General features: G+C 74.0%; 19 protein-coding genes. 10 read left to right on the top strand and 9 right to left on the bottom strand.

The features are described 5' to 3' along the window. Positions 1-10: 10 nt before the first annotated feature. Positions 11-778 carry a hypothetical protein gene (locus OG556_RS13390; protein ID WP_363586759.1) on the bottom strand — a complete coding sequence of 256 codons (768 nt, stop codon included), beginning with the start codon at positions 776-778 and terminating at the stop codon, positions 11-13. Between the two features lie 280 nt (positions 779-1,058). After that, positions 1,059-2,123 (bottom strand): hypothetical protein, encoded by a 1,065-nt coding sequence (locus OG556_RS13385; RefSeq protein WP_363586758.1) that lies wholly within the window; start codon positions 2,121-2,123, stop codon positions 1,059-1,061. A 169-nt stretch (positions 2,124-2,292) separates the two neighbouring features. Between OG556_RS13385 and dapE the strand changes: the two genes are divergently transcribed. Both dapE and OG556_RS13375 read left to right on the top strand, forming a co-directional pair. Next, on the top strand, positions 2,293-3,369 hold the full coding sequence (gene dapE, locus OG556_RS13380) for a succinyl-diaminopimelate desuccinylase (RefSeq protein WP_363586757.1): 1,077 nt from the start codon (positions 2,293-2,295) through the stop codon (positions 3,367-3,369). Positions 3,370-3,492: 123 nt separating this feature from the next. Then, complete coding sequence (locus OG556_RS13375; RefSeq protein ID WP_363586756.1) at positions 3,493-4,302, top strand: TIGR00730 family Rossman fold protein; 810 nt, start codon at positions 3,493-3,495, stop codon at positions 4,300-4,302. Between the two features lie 36 nt (positions 4,303-4,338). Here OG556_RS13375 and folP read toward each other — a convergent pair whose 3' ends face one another. Continuing rightward, positions 4,339-5,151 (bottom strand): dihydropteroate synthase, encoded by an 813-nt coding sequence (gene folP, locus OG556_RS13370; protein ID WP_363586766.1) that lies wholly within the window; start codon positions 5,149-5,151, stop codon positions 4,339-4,341. A 178-nt stretch (positions 5,152-5,329) separates the two neighbouring features. On the opposite strand from folP, the gene OG556_RS13365 reads away from it, so the two are divergent. Together OG556_RS13365 and OG556_RS13360 are read left to right on the top strand one after the other, a co-directional pair. Next, positions 5,330-5,770, top strand: a complete 441-nt coding sequence (locus OG556_RS13365) for a DivIVA domain-containing protein (RefSeq protein ID WP_363586755.1) — start codon at positions 5,330-5,332, stop codon at positions 5,768-5,770. Next, positions 5,767-6,360 carry a DNA-3-methyladenine glycosylase I gene (locus OG556_RS13360; protein WP_363586754.1) on the top strand — a complete coding sequence of 198 codons (594 nt, stop codon included), beginning with the start codon at positions 5,767-5,769 and terminating at the stop codon, positions 6,358-6,360. Before OG556_RS13365 ends, OG556_RS13360 begins: the two co-directional genes overlap by 4 nt. A 25-nt stretch (positions 6,361-6,385) precedes the next feature. On the opposite strand, the gene OG556_RS13355 is transcribed toward OG556_RS13360, so the two are convergent. Continuing rightward, positions 6,386-7,186 carry an enoyl-CoA hydratase-related protein gene (locus tag OG556_RS13355; RefSeq protein WP_363629537.1) on the bottom strand — a complete coding sequence of 267 codons (801 nt, stop codon included), beginning with the start codon at positions 7,184-7,186 and terminating at the stop codon, positions 6,386-6,388. A 296-nt stretch (positions 7,187-7,482) separates the two neighbouring features. On the opposite strand from OG556_RS13355, the gene OG556_RS13350 reads away from it, so the two are divergent. Continuing rightward, positions 7,483-7,650: a DUF3117 domain-containing protein gene (locus OG556_RS13350; RefSeq protein ID WP_014137929.1), complete on the top strand. Its 168-nt coding sequence runs from the start codon at positions 7,483-7,485 to the stop codon at positions 7,648-7,650. 177 nt (positions 7,651-7,827) lie between these two features. Here OG556_RS13350 and OG556_RS13345 read toward each other — a convergent pair whose 3' ends face one another. Next, positions 7,828-8,436: a class I SAM-dependent methyltransferase gene (locus OG556_RS13345; protein ID WP_350879900.1), complete on the bottom strand. Its 609-nt coding sequence runs from the start codon at positions 8,434-8,436 to the stop codon at positions 7,828-7,830. Between the two features lie 312 nt (positions 8,437-8,748). On the opposite strand from OG556_RS13345, the gene sigE reads away from it, so the two are divergent. From sigE to OG556_RS13325, 4 genes are all read left to right on the top strand, one after another. Then, entirely contained in the window at positions 8,749-9,477 is a 729-nt protein-coding gene (gene sigE / locus OG556_RS13340) for an RNA polymerase sigma factor SigE (protein WP_371522687.1), read from the top strand. Next, on the top strand, positions 9,474-10,502 hold the full coding sequence (locus OG556_RS13335) for a zf-HC2 domain-containing protein (protein ID WP_363586752.1): 1,029 nt from the start codon (positions 9,474-9,476) through the stop codon (positions 10,500-10,502). The genes sigE and OG556_RS13335 overlap by 4 nt, the downstream gene beginning before the upstream one ends. Positions 10,503-10,656: 154 nt before the next feature. Further along, positions 10,657-11,094 carry a sec-independent translocase gene (locus OG556_RS13330; RefSeq protein WP_363586751.1) on the top strand — a complete coding sequence of 146 codons (438 nt, stop codon included), beginning with the start codon at positions 10,657-10,659 and terminating at the stop codon, positions 11,092-11,094. A gap of 222 nt (positions 11,095-11,316) precedes the next feature. Further along, the gene (locus OG556_RS13325; protein ID WP_363586750.1) at positions 11,317-11,994 is read left to right on the top strand and encodes a hypothetical protein; all 678 of its coding nucleotides are present in this window, start codon (positions 11,317-11,319) and stop codon (positions 11,992-11,994) included. 70 nt (positions 11,995-12,064) lie between these two features. Here the strand turns inward: OG556_RS13325 and OG556_RS13320 are convergent, their stop codons facing one another. The 4 genes from OG556_RS13320 to OG556_RS13305 all read right to left on the bottom strand — a co-directional run bounded on the left by OG556_RS13320 (position 12,065) and on the right by OG556_RS13305 (position 15,868). Beyond that, complete coding sequence (locus OG556_RS13320; RefSeq protein ID WP_363586749.1) at positions 12,065-13,225, bottom strand: Mrp/NBP35 family ATP-binding protein; 1,161 nt, start codon at positions 13,223-13,225, stop codon at positions 12,065-12,067. A 56-nt stretch (positions 13,226-13,281) separates the two neighbouring features. After that, positions 13,282-13,854, bottom strand: coding sequence for a DUF1003 domain-containing protein (locus OG556_RS13315; RefSeq protein WP_371522685.1), 573 nt, complete (start codon positions 13,852-13,854; stop codon positions 13,282-13,284). A gap of 49 nt (positions 13,855-13,903) precedes the next feature. Continuing rightward, positions 13,904-15,199, bottom strand: a complete 1,296-nt coding sequence (locus tag OG556_RS13310; protein WP_363586748.1) for a magnesium transporter MgtE N-terminal domain-containing protein — start codon at positions 15,197-15,199, stop codon at positions 13,904-13,906. A 129-nt stretch (positions 15,200-15,328) separates the two neighbouring features. Further along, positions 15,329-15,868, bottom strand: a complete 540-nt coding sequence (locus tag OG556_RS13305; protein WP_363629533.1) for a hypothetical protein — start codon at positions 15,866-15,868, stop codon at positions 15,329-15,331. Between the two features lie 160 nt (positions 15,869-16,028). On the opposite strand from OG556_RS13305, the gene OG556_RS13300 reads away from it, so the two are divergent. Further along, complete coding sequence (locus OG556_RS13300) at positions 16,029-16,955, top strand: DMT family transporter (protein ID WP_371517229.1); 927 nt, start codon at positions 16,029-16,031, stop codon at positions 16,953-16,955. Positions 16,956-16,961 lie beyond the last annotated feature (6 nt).

Raw genomic sequence — 16,961 nt, 5'->3', positions numbered from 1 at the left:
CCGGGGCGGGTTACAGCGGCAGGCCGCTGATGCTGCCGCCGTTCACGCCGCCCAGCAGGCCGCCGATCGGGCCGAGCGCGCCGGTGAGGCCGGACAGCGGGTTGTTCGGGCCGAGGTCGGCGCCGCCGAGGCGGTTGGCCGAGCCGTGCTCGGCCAGGCCCAGGACGTCGGTGCCGGGCAGGGCGGGCAGCGCGCGCGCGACGGAGCCGAGCGGCAGCGCGTCGGTGACGGCGTTGGTGCCGGGGACGGCGCCGGCGAGCTTGTCGGCGCCGGGCAGGCCCTTGGCGATGGCGCCGGTCTGGGCGAGCCCGCCGACCGGGCTGGCCGCGGCGCTGCGGGTGCCGACGCCCTTGCCGGTGACGGCCTCGCCGAGCTTGCCGGCCAGTGCGGAGGCGACCTTCGGGGTGACGGCGGAGAGCTGGCCGGTGGTGGCGGCGGTCTGGTCGACCGGGGCGGTCAGCGAGCTGGCCTTCTCGTTCGCCTCGGGGAGCTGGTGGGCGACGATGTTGCCGGCGGCGTCGGCGGAGGCCGGTACGCCCGCGGCGACGGTGGCGGCGCCGGTGCTGCCGGCGGCCTGGCCCAGCTGGTGGGTGGTGTGCTGGAGGGTGGAACCGGTGTCGGTGTTGGTCAGCTGGCCCAGCGGCGCGGCCAGGTCGCTCTTGGGCAGCAGGGCGTCGCCGCCCAGGGCGGACGCGGAGCCGGCCGCGACCAGCGGGGTCGCGCCGGCCGCCACGAGCAGCGCGGCGCTGGCGATCCGTCGCGTGAGGGGGTGAGACATGGGGCTCCTCGGAGGGTCTGGGTCCGTCACGTCCGCCGGGCGGACTGACGGTGTTACCGCTTGAGAAGCCAGATGGTTTCGGCCTGGACCAGGAAAGTGTCTGACCGACCATCGGATCGTAGGACCGCCGTGACGGCGCCTGGCGGGGTCCGTACGGCCCCGTGGGCCCGGCGCCGGGCAAGGGGAGTGACGGTTCTCCGGCGGGGCCGCCACGGCGGGCTCCCGGTCCACCGGGGTTGACCGGATTCACCCGTCCGGCGGCCACCCGAACGTCAGTGCGTCAGCCCTTGTCGGACGTGGCGAGGGTGACCTGAACGAGCTTGGTCGACGTCCCGGAGGTCTGCGGCTGCCAGCCGTCCTCCGACTTGGTCTTGCGCCAGATCTTCCCGTCGTAGGCGACCGTCGCGATGCCCAGCTGCTGGGCCTGGGCGACCGCCCAGTGGGCGACCTCCCAGCCGCTCGCCCGCTCGGCGGTGATCCCGTCGTCGGTTCCGTCGGTCGAGGAGGTCAGCGCGGCGGCGGACGGGTCCGGGGTGAGCGAGACCGCGTTCTCGGCGCCCTTGATGGTCGAGGCGTACCCGGTGGCCGGGGTCACGGTGCGGCCGAACTCGCGGCGCACCCGGTCGGACAGCACCTGGGCCCGGTCCGCGGCGGTGGGCTGGACGGCGGCCGGGGAGACGGTGGAGCCCGCCGTGGGGGAGGGCGAGTCGACCGGATCCGGCTTGGCGTAGTCGTGCACCACGCAGGAGAACGAACCGGGCTCCCGGCCGGCCAGCGCCGAGGTGAGCAGCGTCGCCTTGGTCTCGTGCTTGGCGTACGCCTGCGGGTAGCCGCTCTTCTGCACGGCCTGGGCCGCGTCGGTCAGCGGCAGCCGGGTGTAGCCGGGCACCTTGACCAGGCCGTCCAGGAACTTGTTGGTCGCGTAGACCGGGTCCCCGATCTGCTGCGCCGTGCCCCAGCCCATCGAGGGCCGCTGCTGGAACAGGCCGATCGAGTCCCGGTCGCCGCCCGCGAGGTTGCGCAGCTTGGACTCCTGCATCGCGGTGGCCAGCGAGATCGTCGTCGCCCGGTCCGGCAGTCCGCGCGAGCGCGCCACCGCGGCGATCGTCGCGGCGTTGGCCGCCTGCGGGAGCTCCAGCGTGCCGCTGCCGGCCGCGGTCTTCACCGAGCAGCCCTCGGGCTCGCCCTGTTTGAAGCCGAACCACCAGATGCCGACCACGGCCAGTCCCGCGACCAGCGCGAGGCCGAGCAGGCCGACGATCACGAGCAACAGCGCGCGCAGTGGACCGCGGCGGGGGGGCGCCAACTCCTCGCCCAGCTCCTCGCCGCTCTTTCTCCTGGCCACCGTCGCCCCTCTCGCGCCTTGCTTCTTGATCCGACACCGTACCCACTCGGACGGGTGTGCGGCGCCACCCGGTTGCGGTTGCCGGTCCGCTCGCTCCGGGGCGGGCCCGCGCGCGCCGCGTCACGGAAGCGCCACACGGGGTGCACGCCACGCGGACTAGGCTGGCGCCATGAGCAGCCCGAACCCGACGCCCCTGGACCTCACCCTCGACGGCGGCGCGCTGACCGCCCGGCTCGTCGACTTCCCGTCGGTGAGCGGCGACGAGCAGGCGCTCGCCGACGCCGTGGAGACCGCGCTGCGCGGCTACCCGCACCTGACCGTGGACCGGTACGGCAACAACGTGGTCGCCCGCACCACCCTCGGCCGCCCCGAGCGCGTCCTGCTCGCCGGCCACCTGGACACCGTGCCGATCGCCGACAACGTGCCCTCCCATGTCGAGGGGGACCTGCTCTACGGCTGCGGCACCTCGGACATGAAGTCCGGCGTCGCCGTCCAGCTGCGGCTCGCCGCCACCCTGCCCGAGCCCAACCGCGACCTCACCTTCGTGTTCTACGACTGCGAGGAGGTGGAGGCCCACCGCAACGGCCTCGGCCACCTCGCCAGGGAGCGCCCGGACTGGCTGGCCGCCGACTTCGCGGTGCTGATGGAGCCGAGCGGCGCGGTCGTCGAGGGCGGCTGCCAGGGCACCCTGCGGGCGCAGATCCGGCTCACCGGCGTGCGCGCGCACTCGGCCCGCAGCTGGCTCGGCGACAACGCCATCCACCACGCCGCCGAGGTGCTCACCCGGCTCGCGGACTACCGGCCGCGCCGGGTGGAGATCGACGGCCTGGAGTACCGGGAGGGCCTGAACGCCGTCCGGATCGACGGCGGCGTGGCCGGCAACGTCATCCCGGACGAGTGCGTCGTGACGGTCAACTTCCGCTACGCGCCGGACCGCAGCGAGGCGGAGGCGGAGAAGCACGTGCGCGAGGTCTTCGACGGCTTCGAGCTGACCGTCACCGACTTCGCCCCGGGCGCGCTGCCCGGGCTCGCCCAGCCGGCCGCCCAGGCCTTCCTGGAGGCCACCGGCGGCCAGGCCCGCGCCAAGTTCGGCTGGACCGACGTCGCCCGGTTCAGCGCGCTGGGCGTCCCGGCGGTCAACTACGGCCCCGGTGACCCGAACCTCGCGCACAAGCGGGAGGAGCACTGCTCGCTGAGCGCCATCGCGGAGACCGAGGAGCGGCTGCGGGCCTGGCTGACCAGCTGAGGTGCCGTTCCGATGATCGGCCGGTCCGACCGGCCGATCATCGGCTGAGCGCCATCTTCCGGTCGCCCAACCGACCTTCCCCTGTTGCCTGAAAACCGGGATCACCGGACGTAGGGTTTCGTCATGACAGGCACAGGAGACGAGAAGCACTACGGACACGGCCCCGAGCAGGTCGGCGTGCCGCGGAAGAAGAAGGCCTGGCCCGAGAAGCAGAAGGGCCCGGTGCTGGTGCGCCGGGACCAGGTCGGCACGAGCACCACGGACCAGCGGCTGCTGGACACCACCGGCCCGACCGACTGGCTGCACACCGATCCGTGGCGGGTGCTGCGGATCACCTCCGAGTTCGTCGAGGGCTTCGGCGCCCTCGCCGAACTCCCGCCCGCGATCAGCGTCTTCGGCTCCGCCCGGACCCCGGCCGACTCGCCCGAGTACGAGGCCGGCGTGGCCATCGGCCGGGCCCTCGCCGAGGCCGGCTACGCGGTGATCACCGGAGGCGGTCCGGGTGCCATGGAGGCCGCCAACCGCGGCGCCTCCGAGGCCGGCGGCCTCAGCGTCGGCCTCGGCATCGAGCTGCCCTTCGAGCAGGGCCTCAACGAGTTCGTCGACCTCGGGCTGAACTTCCGTTACTTCTTCGTCCGCAAGACGATGTTCGTGAAGTACTCCCAGGGCTTCGTGGTCCTGCCCGGCGGGCTCGGCACGCTGGACGAGCTGTTCGAGGCGCTCACCCTGGTGCAGACGAAGAAGGTCACCCGCTTCCCGGTGATCCTCTTCGGCAGCGCGTACTGGGGCGGCCTCTACGAGTGGCTGAAGAACACCCTGGTCGCGCAGGGCAAGGCGGCCCCGCACGACCTGGAGCTGTTCCACATCACCGACGAGATCGACGAGGTCATGAAGATCCTCGCCGACACCCGCCGGCCGACCAACCAGATCTAGGCCGGACAGGCCTGGGCCCCCGGCCCTCCGGGCCGCCTACGCCAGCCCCCGGCGGGCGACCGCCGGGGGGCGGGTGCCCCGGATCGAGGCGACCATGTCCAGCACCTGGCGGGTCTCCGCGACCTGGTGGACCCGGTAGACCTGCGCGCCCAGCCAGGCCGAGACCGCGGTGGTGGCCAGGGTGCCGAGCAGCCGCTCGTTCACCGGCCGGTCCAGCGTCTCGCCGACGAAGTCCTTGTTGGACAGCGAGACCAGCACCGGGAAGCCGGTCGCGGTCATCTCCGGCAGCCGCCGGGTGGCCTCCAGCGAGTGCCGGGTGTTCTTGCCGAAGTCGTGCCCCGGGTCGATGATCACCGCGTCCCGCCGCACACCCAGCCCCACCGCCCGCTCGGCCAGCCCGACGGTCACCCGCAGGATGTCCGCCATCACGTCCTGGTAGCCGATCCGGTGCGGCCGGGTGCGCGGCTCGGCGCCGCCCGCGTGCGTGCAGACCAGCCCGACGTCGTGGCGCGCGGCCACCTCGGCGAGCTTCGGGTCCACCCCGCCCCAGGCGTCGTTCAGCAGGTCGGCGCCCACCTCGCAGACCGCCTCGCCGACCTCGTGCCGCCAGGTGTCGACGCTGATCACGGCCTCCGGGTGGCGCTTGCGCAGCTCGGCCACGAAGGGCACGGTGCGCCGCAGCTCCTCCTCCACCGTGACCTCGTCACCGGGCCCGGCCTTCACCCCGCCGATGTCCAGGATCGCCGCTCCCTCGGCCATCGCGCGGTCGGCGGCGGCGAACGCGGCCTCGTCCGCGAAGGTCGCCCCCCTGTCGAAGAACGAGTCCGGCGTCCGGTTGACGATCGCCATGATCACCAGCTCGTCGTCACCGAATTCCCGCGGTCCCAGGCGCAGTGCCACCGATGTCTCCTCCACAGCTGCTGCGGGTGCGATGATGGCCCCCGGCCTCACAGGGACCATGCTGTCATGATCAGTTTGGTCGGGGGCACTTCGCAGCAGGCCGGCCGGGAGTTCGGGAGGACAGCTCGTGTTCTGGGTGATCGTGGTCGCCATGGCCGTGGTGGTCGGCGGCGCCGCGCTGGTGGCGCTCGGCGGGGGCGGCTCGATGCCGGAGGCGGTGCAGGACCGCATCGCCGCCCGGCTGCCGCAGGACCGTCCGCTGAGCAAGGCGGACGTGGACGACCTGCGGCTGCCGATGGCCGTCCGCGGCTACCGGATGGACGAGGTCGACGACGTCCTGGACCGCCTCGGCGCCGAACTCGCCTACCGCGACTCGCGGATCGCCGAACTGGAGGCCGCCGGCCACCTGCGCGGCGCGGTCGAGGCGACCGACGGCCCGGACGCCGGCGCCGAACCGCTGCCCGGCCTGGAGGAGTTCGCGAAGGTGGTCGAACCGGCCGTCGCGCTCACCAAGGAGCGGCCCGAGCAGGAGCGGCCCGAGGACGCGAAGCCGGTGAACGACCGGTGACCGCTCTCGCCGAGGGCGCGGTGCTCGGCGCGGACGGCCTGCGCCGCTGCGCCTGGGGCGAGTCGACCGACGACTACCGGGCCTACCACGACACCGAGTGGGGCCGTCCGGTGCACGGCGACGACGCCCTGTTCGAGCGGGTCTGCCTGGAGGCGTTCCAGTCCGGGCTGTCCTGGCTGACCATCCTGCGCCGCCGGGAGGGCTTCCGGTCCGCGTTCGCCGGCTTCGGGATCGCCGCGGTCGCCGAGTTCGGCGAGGCGGACGTGGAGCGGCTGCTCGCCGACACCGGCATCATCCGCAACCGGGCCAAGATCGAGGCCGCCATCGCCAACGCCCGGGTCGCCCGCGACCTGGACGGCGGGCTGGACGCGCTGATCTGGCGGTTCGCCGGAGCCCCGGACCGGCCGGCCCCCCGCACGATGGGGGAGGTGCCGGCCGTCACGCCCGAGTCGACCGCGCTCGCGAAGGCCCTGAAGAAGGAGGGCTTCCGCTTCGTCGGCCCGACCACCGCCTACGCCCTGATGCAGGCCTGCGGCCTGGTCGACGACCACCTGGCGGACTGCCACGTCCGCACCGCGCGCCCGGTGTGATCCGAAGAGGGCCGCTGGGCGCGCCCTAGCGGCCCAGGTAGGTCGGCTTCTCCTTGGCGATGAAGGCGCGGACCGCGATCCGGTGGTCCTCGCTCTCGCCGGCCAGGGTCTGCAGCTCGTCCTCCTTGTCGAGCAGTTCGTCCAGCGAGTGCGAGGCGCCGTACGCCAGCGACTCCTTGATGGCGCCGTAGGCCACCGTGGGGCCCGCGGCCAGCTCCCGGGCGAAGGCCCGCGCGGTGGCGGCGAGCTCCCCGGCCGGCACCACCCTGGTGGCCAGGCCCAGCTCCAGCGCCTCGGCGGCCTTGACCGTCCGGGGCAGCATCAGCAGCTCGGTGGCCCTGGCGTGCCCGACCAGCCGGGGCAGCGTCCAGGAGGCGCCCGAGTCGGCGGTCAGGGCGATCCCGGCGAAGGCGGTGTTGAAGCCGGCCCGGTCGGAGAGGACCCGGAAGTCGCAGGCGAAGGCCAGCGAGGCGCCCGCGCCGGCCGCCACCCCGCCGACCGCGGCGACGGTCGGCTTGCGCATCCCGGCCAGCGCCCGCACCAGCGGGTTGTAGTGCTCGGCGACGGTGCCCAGCGGGCTCTGTCCGGTCTCCTCGGCCCGCTTCAGCGCCGTCAGGTGCTCGTTCAGGTCCTGCCCGACGCAGAACGCGCGCTCGCCGGCCCCGGTCAGCAGCACCGCCCGCACCGCCGGGTCCGCGGCCGCGGCGGCCACGGCGTCCCGCAGCGCGACCTTGGTCGCGACGTCCAGGGCGTTCATCGCCTCCGGGCGGTTGATGGTGATGACGGCCAGGCCGCCGTCCAGCTCGTACAGCACGGAATCGGACATGGGCGAGGGCTCCCTGTGGTCGGCTCGGTGTCGGTCGTGTGCCAGGATGCCGGAGCGGACGGCCGGGTGGGGAGTGTGAGGTATCGCACCTTTCGACGGCCCGCGCGCCGCCGCCACGCCGGGGCTTATGACGGCAATTGCGGCGCTTGGGGGCGGTCCGGCCGATGTTGCACCGAGAGTGATGTTGGTCATCAGCCCGTGGCATGCGGGATAATGGCTTCCGATCAATGCGTTCGATACCGGCGGTGGACGGACTGCCGGTGCGTAGCTGAGCGGTTGCAGGAAGGGGAACGAGCATGGCGGCCATGAAGCCGCGGACGGGTGACGGCCCGCTCGAAGTCACCAAAGAGGGACGGGGCATCATCATGCGCGTTCCGCTCGAAGGCGGCGGACGCCTTGTGGTGGAGCTCACACCTGACGAGGCCGACGCCCTCGGCGAGGCCCTGAAGAAGGCCTGCGGCTGACCGCAGCGGGTGCTCGTCATCTCCTGGAGATGTGCTGCCGGGCCCGGGTACGACGTCATGTCGGCCCGGGCCCCGCGGCGTTTGGGGCCCTGCCCGGCCGCCCGGAGGCCGCGGTCCGGGGCGGCGGGGCCGCTGCCTGACGGTCCGGCTGCCTGACGGCCCTGCCGCTCGACGGTCCTACCGCTTGATGGCGCAGAGCAGTCCGTCCGAGACCGGCAGCAGCGCCGGCAGCAGCGCCTCGCTCTCCCGGACGTCCCGGACCAGGTCGCGCACCGCGCCCGTCTGGGGGTCCTGCAGCTCCGGCTCGGCCAGCCGGCCCTCCTGGAACACCCCCTCGAAGCAGACCATCCCGCCCGGCCGTAGCAGCCGCATCGCCTCCAGCAGGTACTCCCTGGACTCGGCCGGGTCGCCGTCGCAGAACACCAGGTCGTACTGGCCGTCGGCGAGCCGGGGCAGCACCTCCAGCGCCCGGCCCGGTATGAACCGCGAGCGGTTGGCCGCGAATCCGGCCGCGTGGTACGCCTCGCGGGCCAGCTGCTGGCGCACCGGCTCGGAGTCCACCGTGGTGAGCACGCCGTCCGGCCGCATGCCGCGCAGCAGGTAGACCCCGGAGACGCCCGTCCCGGTGCCGATCTCGGCCACCGCCTTGGCGTCCAGTGCCGCGGCCAGCAGCCGCAGGCACGCCCCGCCGCTGGGCCCGATCGCCCGTATCCCGGTGCGCGCGGACTGCGCCCGGGCGTAGGTCAGCACCGCGTCCTCGCCGACGTAGGTGTCGGCGAGGGCCACACGCGCGGGCCCGAACTCGCTGATGGCTGCCTCTTTCGGAGCCCCGGGTTACGGCCCGGTGCCGAGGGAAGTCGATATTTCCTGGCACAGATTACTGGCCGACCGGGAACCGCGTACGGCGGCGGGCCGTTGTCACGAAGGACCGGGTACGGGAGACCTCCCGGGCACTTTTATCCGGGCTTGACGGGTGAGGTGGATATGGTGGTGGCCCTGCTGGGCAGAAGAGCCGACCGAGGAGGTGTGGCCGAGGGCGACGTCCCCGTGCGGCGGCACTCCCGCGGCACCGCGTCGGCCCGTACGCCGAAGCCCGTGATGAACCAGCCTGCGCACTCCGACCTGGACCAGCCCGCCGCCGCGACGCCGGCCGCCGGTACCACCGAGGCCCCCGCCCTCGCGACCTTCACCGAGGGCCCCGACGCGCAGACCTGGACTCCACCCTCCTGGGAGGAGATCGTCGAGGCGCACAGCGCCCGGGTCTACCGCCTCGCGTACCGCCTGACGGGCAACCAGCACGACGCCGAGGACCTCACCCAGGAGGTCTTCGTCCGGGTGTTCCGTTCGCTGTCCACCTACACCCCCGGCACGTTCGAGGGCTGGCTGCACCGGATCACCACCAACCTGTTCCTGGACATGGTCCGCCGCCGCCAGCGCATCCGCTTCGACGCGCTCGGCGAGGACGCGGCCGAGCGGCTCGCCTCCCGCGAGCCCAGCCCGGCCCAGCACTTCAGCGACACCCACTTCGACGCCGACGTGCAGCACGCCCTGGACACCCTCGCCCCGGAGTTCCGCGCCGCCGTGGTGCTCTGCGACATCGAGGGACTGTCCTACGAGGAGATCGCCGCCACGCTGGGCGTCAAGCTCGGCACCGTCCGCAGCCGCATCCACCGCGGCCGCTCGCACCTGCGCGCCGCGCTCAAGCACCGTGCCCCCGGCTCGGCCCCCGGGCGCGAGCGCCGCGGCGGCTCGGAGGAGCCGGTGCCGGTCGGCGCCGCCGTCGAGGGCGCGCTCGCGCCGGGTGCGCGCGGACGGAGGCGATCGTGAGCGGAACCGGCCGGTCCGGGCCGGGCCAGCCGGACCCGTCCGGCCGGTCCGCGGCCAGGCGGGGCTGGGCCCTGCCCGGCCGCCGCGGCGGCGACGAACCGGGCGAGCCCGTCCTGCCCGCGCTGCCGCTGCCGGGCGAGACGGCGCTGCGCGCGGTGCCGGTGCGCCCCGCCGAGCCGGCCGCCGAGGAGCACCACCTCGGTGAGCGCCTCTCCGCGTTCCTGGACGGCGAACTCGGCCACGACTCGCGCGATCGCGTCCAGGCCCACCTGGCGACCTGCCCGCAGTGCCTCGCCGAGGTCGACGCGGGCCGGGCCGTCAAGCACCTGCTGACCCGCACCGGCACCCCCGGCCCCTCCTCCGGCCTGATGGCCCGGCTGATGGCCGTCGGCGGCCTGCCCGAGGACGATCCGGCGGACGCCGACTGGCCCGTCCGCCGCGGCAGCCGCGGTGACGACGACGACCTGCCCGGCGGCGGGGTCGCGGCCGGCGGCACGCTCGGCGGCAGCCGGCTCACCGGCGGCTCCTTCGGCCGCGGCGCAGGCGCCTCCTTCGGCGCGGGCGCGCTCGGCGCCGACACCCCGGTGCCCGGGGTCGACCCGCGGGCGTTCGGGCGCGGCGGCGCGGTGCTGCGGCCCCTGATGGGCCGGCGCAACGGCCGCCCCGAGGCCGCGGCCCGCCCCGAGAGCACCGTCCGGCCCCGCCCGGCCGCCGCCGTACGCTCCGCCGCGCCGCGCGGGCGCCGCTTCGTCTTCGCCGCCGCGGGCGCCTTCTCGGTCGCCGCGGTCACGCTCGGCGGGGTCGGCGGCCTCAGCGCGCAGAGCGAGGACCAGCACGGCAACCCGGTCAGCACGGTCGGCAACAGCGGCGGCACGGGCCGCAGCGGGGGCCTGGTCCCGATGACCGCGCAGATCCCGGTGGACTTCCCGGCCCACCCCGTCGCCGCGACCCGCGACGCGACGCCGCCGCCGGCCTCGGAGCGCAACTCGGGCGGCCTGCCCGCACTGCGCCAGCAGACCCGCTAGGCCCTGTCCGCACCTAGAGCGCCGCTCGCGCCCCGGTCGCGACGATCTCGGCCATCGGCAGGTCTTTACCACGGCTTCATCGCAGCGTGGACCATGGACCCGCCGATGGCCATTACCCTGTAGGGACCGTCGTCCGACGAGCTAGGGAGCTTAGGTGTTCAGCGATGTAGGCGGGCTGGAGATCCTGACCCTGGCCGTGATGGCGATCGTCATCTTCGGCCCCGACAAGCTGCCGAAGCTGATCCAGGACACCATGGGCTTCATCCGGAAGGTCCGTTCCTTCGCCGACAACGCGAAGGAGGACATCCGCAGCGAGCTGGGCCCCGAGTTCAAGGACTTCGAGTTCGAGGACCTGAACCCCAAGACCTTCGTCCGCAAGCAGCTCATGGGCGGCGAAGAGGACCCGCTGGGCCTCAAGGAGATGAAGGACTCGCTCGACATCCGCTCGGTCCTGGACGACAAGCCGGCGGCGCCGGTGAACGGCCGCAGCGGCAGCGTCAGCTTCGAGAAGGCCGCCGCCCCGGTGGCGGCCTCCACCGGGGCGCCGTTGCAGCCCGGCGAGCGGCCCCCGTTCGACCCCGACGCGACCTGACCGGCCCCCGGTCACACCCCGTACGACCACGCCACCGCCCCGCCCGGCCGCCCGGCTGAGCGGGGCGGCGGCGTGTGCGCCGCTATTGTGCTGATTGTTCCCGCTGAGCCGTCCGTCACATTCCGCGCTGTCGCGGACCAGGAACGGCTCCCGGGAACGCCGCGGTACGCCACGATGGGAGCGCGCCACGGCAGGCAAACGTGTGTTTGAGGAGGCCCGGGGATGGACGCGACGAGTCAGGCGGTGGGGACGACGGCCACGGCCGGCGGCCCGGTGGTCGGCGGGCAGGCCGGCCCGGCGGACCCGCTGGTGCCCTACCTGTCCGCCGACTTCCCCTGGTACGGCCTGGACGACGGCTGGACCGGCCGCCGCTACCTGATGCAGGCCGGCGCCGGAGGCCTCCGGGCCGGGGCGCCCGGCAGCGTCGACTACGGCAGCCTCGGCCACGGCGAGGAGCCGGCCAGGCAGTACGAGCCGCGCGACATGCGCAGGTTCGCGGTCGTGGTCACGGTGGCCCGCCGGGACAGCCGCCGCAGCGCCGACAACACCGGCACCCTGGAGGCGACCTCCGCCTCCTCCGCCGCCTGGCTGGCCGGCTCGGGCCTGCTCGCCTCGACCTGGCCCGGCCAGCTCGACCGCGCGCTGCGCCAGGACTGGCTGGACCAGCAGAGCACCCTCGCGTGGGACCTCGCCGACGACCTGGCCGGCCCCGGCTGGTCCACCCTCAGCCTCCCGGTGAACGGCCTGCCGCAGCCCTTCCGCTACCGCGAGTCCGAGTACGGCTGGGTGCTCGCCGGCGAGGCCCCGGGCGTCCTGCTCGGCGCCTACGGCCGCGGCGTCAGCGCCTACGGAGCCGGCTTCGCCACCGCCCCCGACCTGACCGCCTACACCCGCCCGTAGGGCGCGACGACGCCGAGTACGCCGAAGGGGCCGGGTGGTCGAACCACCCGGCCCCTTCGGCGACGCGTCATCAGAACTTGTTCTTCGGGGTCAGCCCGAGGGAGAGCCCGGAGAGGCCGCGCTGGCGGCCGCCGAGCTTGCCGGCGACGGCGCGCAGGGCGACGCCGGCCGGGGAGTCGGGGGCGGCGAGCACGACCGGGCGGCCGTCGTCGCCGCCCTCGCGCAGGCGCACGTCGATCGGGATCGAGCCGAGCACCGGGACGGTCGCGCCGACGGTGCGGGTGAGCGCGTCCGCGACGGTCTGGCCGCCGCCGGTGCCGAAGACGTCGATCATCTCGTCGCAGTGCGGGCACGGCATGCCGGACATGTTCTCGATCACGCCGACGATCTTCTGGTGGGTCTGCACCGCGATGGTGCCGGCCCGCTCGGCCACCTCGGCGGCGGCCATCTGCGGGGTGGTGACGATCAGGATCTCCGCGTTGGGGACCAGCTGGGCCACCGAGATCGCGATGTCGCCGGTGCCGGGCGGCAGGTCCAGCAGCAGGACGTCCAGGTCGCCCCAGTAGACGTCGGCGAGGAACTGCTGGAGCGCGCGGTGCAGCATCGGGCCGCGCCAGACCACCGGGGCGTTGCCCGGGGTGAACATGCCGATCGAGATGACCTTCACGCCGTGCGACTGCGGCGGCATGATCATGTCCTGGACCTGGGTGGGCCGGCCCTCGACGCCGAGCATGCGGGGCACGCTGTGGCCGTAGATGTCGGCGTCCACGACGGCGACCTTCAGGCCGTCGGCGGCCATCGCGGCGGCCAGGTTGACCGTGACCGAGGACTTGCCGACGCCGCCCTTGCCGGAGGCGACGGCGTAGACCCGGGTCAGCGTGCCCGGCTTGGCGAACGGGATCTCCCGCTCGGGGGCGCCGCCGCGCAGCAGCTGGGAGAGTTCCTTGCGCTGCTCGTCGCTCATCACGTCGAGCTCGACCTCGACGCCGGTCACACCGGGCACGCGGCCGACCGCTTCGCGGACCCGGGTGACGATGGTGTCGCGCATCGGGCAGCCGGAGACGGTCAGGTAGACCGCGACGCGCACCACGCCGCCCTCGGCGATCTCGACCGATTTCACCATGCCGATCTCGGTGATCGGGCGGTTGATCTCCGGGTCGTTGACGGTCGCCAGCGCCTGGCGTACGGACTCCTCCGTGACGCCGGCCGCGACCTCTGTCTCGTTGGCCATGCCTTGATGGTACGGCGCTCGGGGGATCCCCTAACCCGACGGTGGCGTGCCGCCGGTCACAGCGTCTCGGAGGGCTCCCGGCGCTCCTCGATCTCCTTGAGCAGGGACTGGAGTTCGGAGCGGATGAAGTCCCGGGTGGCGACCTCGCCGAGCCCGTGCCGCAGTGCCGCGACCTCGCGGGTCAGGTACTCGGTGTCCGCGATGTTGCGGTCGCTGCGGGCCCGGTCCTGCTCCATGTTGACCCGGTCCCGGTTGTCCTGGCGGTTCTGCGCGAGCAGGATCAGCGGGGCCGCGTAGGAGGCCTGGAGCGACAGCACCAGGGTGAGGAAGATGAAGGGGTAGCTGTCGAAGCGCACGTTCTCCGGCAGCAGGGTGTTCCAGGCCACCCAGATGATGATCACCACCGTCATCCAGACGATGAAGCGGCCGGTGCCCAGGAAGCGCGCGATCCGTTCGGAGAGCTTGCCGAACGCCTCCGGGTCGTAGGCGGGCAGCGAGATCAGCCCGGGCCGGGCGGTGCGGGGCTGGTCGAGCCGGGTGCGGGCCGGGCCGGCCACGGAGATCTCGGCGCGCCGCTCCCGGCCGCCCTCCCGGCCGCGCAGTTCGCGCAGCTGGCGCAGTTCCCGCAGTTCGCTCTGGAGGCGTTGGCGGGGGGACTCGTCCCGCCGCCCCTTGCGGTCAGCGTCCACCGTGCACCTCTTCCCTCGTGCCGTCCGTGTCGTCGTGGCCGTGCAGGACGGACTCGCGCCAGTCCTCCGGCAGCAGGTGGTCGAGCACGTCGTCGACGGTCACCGCGCCGAGCAGGTGGTCGGCCTCGTCGACGACCGGCGCGGACACCAGGTTGTAGGTCGCCAGGTAGCTGGTGATCAGTGACAGCGGGGTGTCCGGCGGCAGCGGGTCCAGGTCGTCGTCGACCAGCGAGCCGACCAGCACGTACGGCGGCTCGCGCAGCAGCCGCTGGAAGTGCACGGTGCCCAGGTACTTGCCGGTCGGGGTCTCGTTCGGCGGCCGGCAGACGTACACCTGCGCGGCGAGCGCGGGCTTGTGGTCGGAGACCCGGATGCGGGCGAGTGCCTCGGCCACGGTCGCGTCCGGCTCCAGCACGACCGGCTCGGTGGTCATCAGACCGCCGGCGGTGTTCTCCTCGTACGACAGCAGGCGGCGGACGGGCTCGGCCTCGTCCGGCTCCATCAGCTGGAGCAGCCGCTCGGCCTCGTCGGCGGGCAGTTCGGAGAGCAGGTCGGCGGCGTCGTCCGGGTCCATCGCCTCCAGGACGTCGGCGGCGCGTTCGTCCTTGAGCTTGCCGATGATCTCGACCTGGTCGTCCTCGGGCAGCTCCTCCAGGACGTCGGCGAGCCGCTCGTCGTCGAGCGCGGCGGCCACCTCGGCACGGCGCTTGGCGGACAGGTGGTGCATGACGCTGGCGAGGTCGGCGGCGCGCAGCTGGTCGAAGGTGGCGAGCAGGTTGGCGGCGCCCTGGTCCTGCTCGGGCAGCGTGAAGCCGGTGACGTCCTGCCAGTCCAGGGTGAGCCGTTCGCCCTTGCCCTTGCGCAGCCGGCCGGCCCGGCCGATCTGGACGAAGACCTTGCTGATCTCCCACTCGCGCATCCGGGTCTGCACCATCCCGACGTCCAGCACGGTGACGTTCTCACCGGTCTTGGACCAGGTGACGGTGCGGTCCAGCAGTTCGGCGAGCACCAGGGTCTCGGACGGGCGCTGCTCGAAGCGCCGCAGGTTGATCACGCCGGTGGCGAGCACCTGGCCGGACTCCAGGCTGGTCACCCGGGTCATCGGCAGGAAGATCCGGCGCCGGCCGACCACCTCGACCACCAGGCCCAGGACCCGCGGCGGGCGGCCGCTCAGCCGCAGCGAGACGACGACGTCACGGACCCGGCCGACCTGGTCGCCGTTCGGGTCGAAGACGGCGAGGGCGGAGAGGTGGGAGATGAAGACCCGGGTGCCTGGCCCTGCCATGAACTCCCTCGACTCGTTCGATGCCGTGCCGGGTACGCCGGGGCGCACCTGCGGGCAAGGCTACCCGCGTGTCGCGAGCCCGGCCCGACGAGGCACGGTACACAGCCGAGGAGTCCCGGGCGTGAATCTTTAGCGGCGCTTGAACAGCAGTTTGGGCAGGCCGGCCGGGACGGGGCGGCGGGTGGTGGCCGCGGTGGGCATCGGCTGGGCGGCGTGCGAGACGTCCGGCATCGCGCCCGGACGCTCGGTCAGCGCACCGGCGGGCTCCAGGCGCAGCACCCGGCACTCGCGGGCCCAGCGGTCGGTGATGGTGTCGGTGTCGGGCGCGTTCAGCCGCTTGCCCTTGAGCTCCTCGACGGCGCCCAGCCAGGCCTCGCCGCCGGGGGCCAGCTCCGAGACCCGGGCGCTCCAGCCGGTCAGCCGGCCGCCCTTGTCCTTGCTGCGGACGGTCACCACCGCGCCGGATCCGGCGGTCAGGCCGTGCAGCGGCTGCTCGCCGCCCTCGCCGACCACCACCACGGCGCCGTCGTGCCAGGCGTGCCAGAGCGGGCGGGCCTGCTCCTGGCCGTCCGCGCGGACCCAGAGGAGGCCGGACTTCTTCGCGGCCTCCTCCAGCAGGGCCTGGTCGAGGAAGTCGTCGGCGGTCGCGGCGGCGGGCGTACGGTCCATGGCGCCCAGCGTACGACCTCCGCCGTCCACGAGTTGTCTCAGCCGTCGGGCGACAGTTCCATCGGCTTGCCACGGGCCTTACCGTAGGAACGCCCGGCCCCGGCCCGGTTCAGCCCGGTCCCCGCCTCGCCCCAGCCCACGTGACCAGCAGAGGAGCGCCGTGCCCGCCGCCCGGCCCGCGACCGCCCCCGCACCAGCCGCCACCGCCACCGAGCCGGTGCACCCGCTCCCCACCGCCGACCTGCTGCTGCTCGCCGTCTCCATCGCCGGCATCTCGCTGTCCGGCCCGCTGATCAGCGCCACCGCCGCGCCCGCGCTGGCGATCGCGTTCTGGCGCAACGTCATGTCGGTCGGCGTCCTCGGCCCGTACGCGCTGCTGCGCCACCGCGCCGAACTGCGCGGGATCGGCCGGCGGGCGCTGCTGCTCGCGATCGCGGCGGGCGCACTGCTCGCCGTGCACTTCGCGCTCTGGATGCCCAGCCTGCGGATGACCTCGGTGGCCTCGGCGACCGCCCTGGTCACCACCACCCCGCTGTGGACCATCCTGCTGATGCGCCTGCTCGGCGTCCGCGCCCCCCGGATGGTCTGGCTCGGCACGGGCGTGGCCTTCGCCGGCGTGCTGGTGCTGACCGGCGTCGACCTCTCGCTCTCCCCGCGCGCGCTGCTCGGCGACGCGCTCGCCCTCGGCGCGGGCCTGGCCGCCGCCGGGTACATGCTGCTGGGCGCTGAGGTCCGCAGGACCGTCAGCACCACCGCGTACACGCTGGTCTGCTACGCCACCACGGCGGCGGGCCTGCTGGCGATCTGCCTGGTCGCCGGGACGCCGCTGGCCGGCTGGCCGGCCGGGGTGTGGTGGCAGATCGTGCTGCTGATGGTCGCCGCCCAGCTGCTCGGCCACTCGCTGAGCAACCGCGTGGTGCGCACCCTCGGCCCGTCGATCACCTCCACGGCGATCCTGCTGGAGACCCCGGGCGCGGCCCTGATCGCCGCCCTCTGGCTCGGCCAGTGGCCCCCGGTGGCGGCGTATCCGGCGGTGGTGCTGATCCTGGTGGGCCTGGTCCTGGTCGCCCGTGGCGGCCGGCGGTAGCGGCCG

The organism is Kitasatospora sp. NBC_01300 (assembly GCF_041435235.1).
In the GTDB taxonomy this organism is placed as follows: Bacteria; Actinomycetota; Actinomycetes; order Streptomycetales; family Streptomycetaceae; genus Kitasatospora.
Note: the sequence above shows the minus strand (reverse complement) of the source record. Positions and strands in the feature narration are given on the sequence as shown.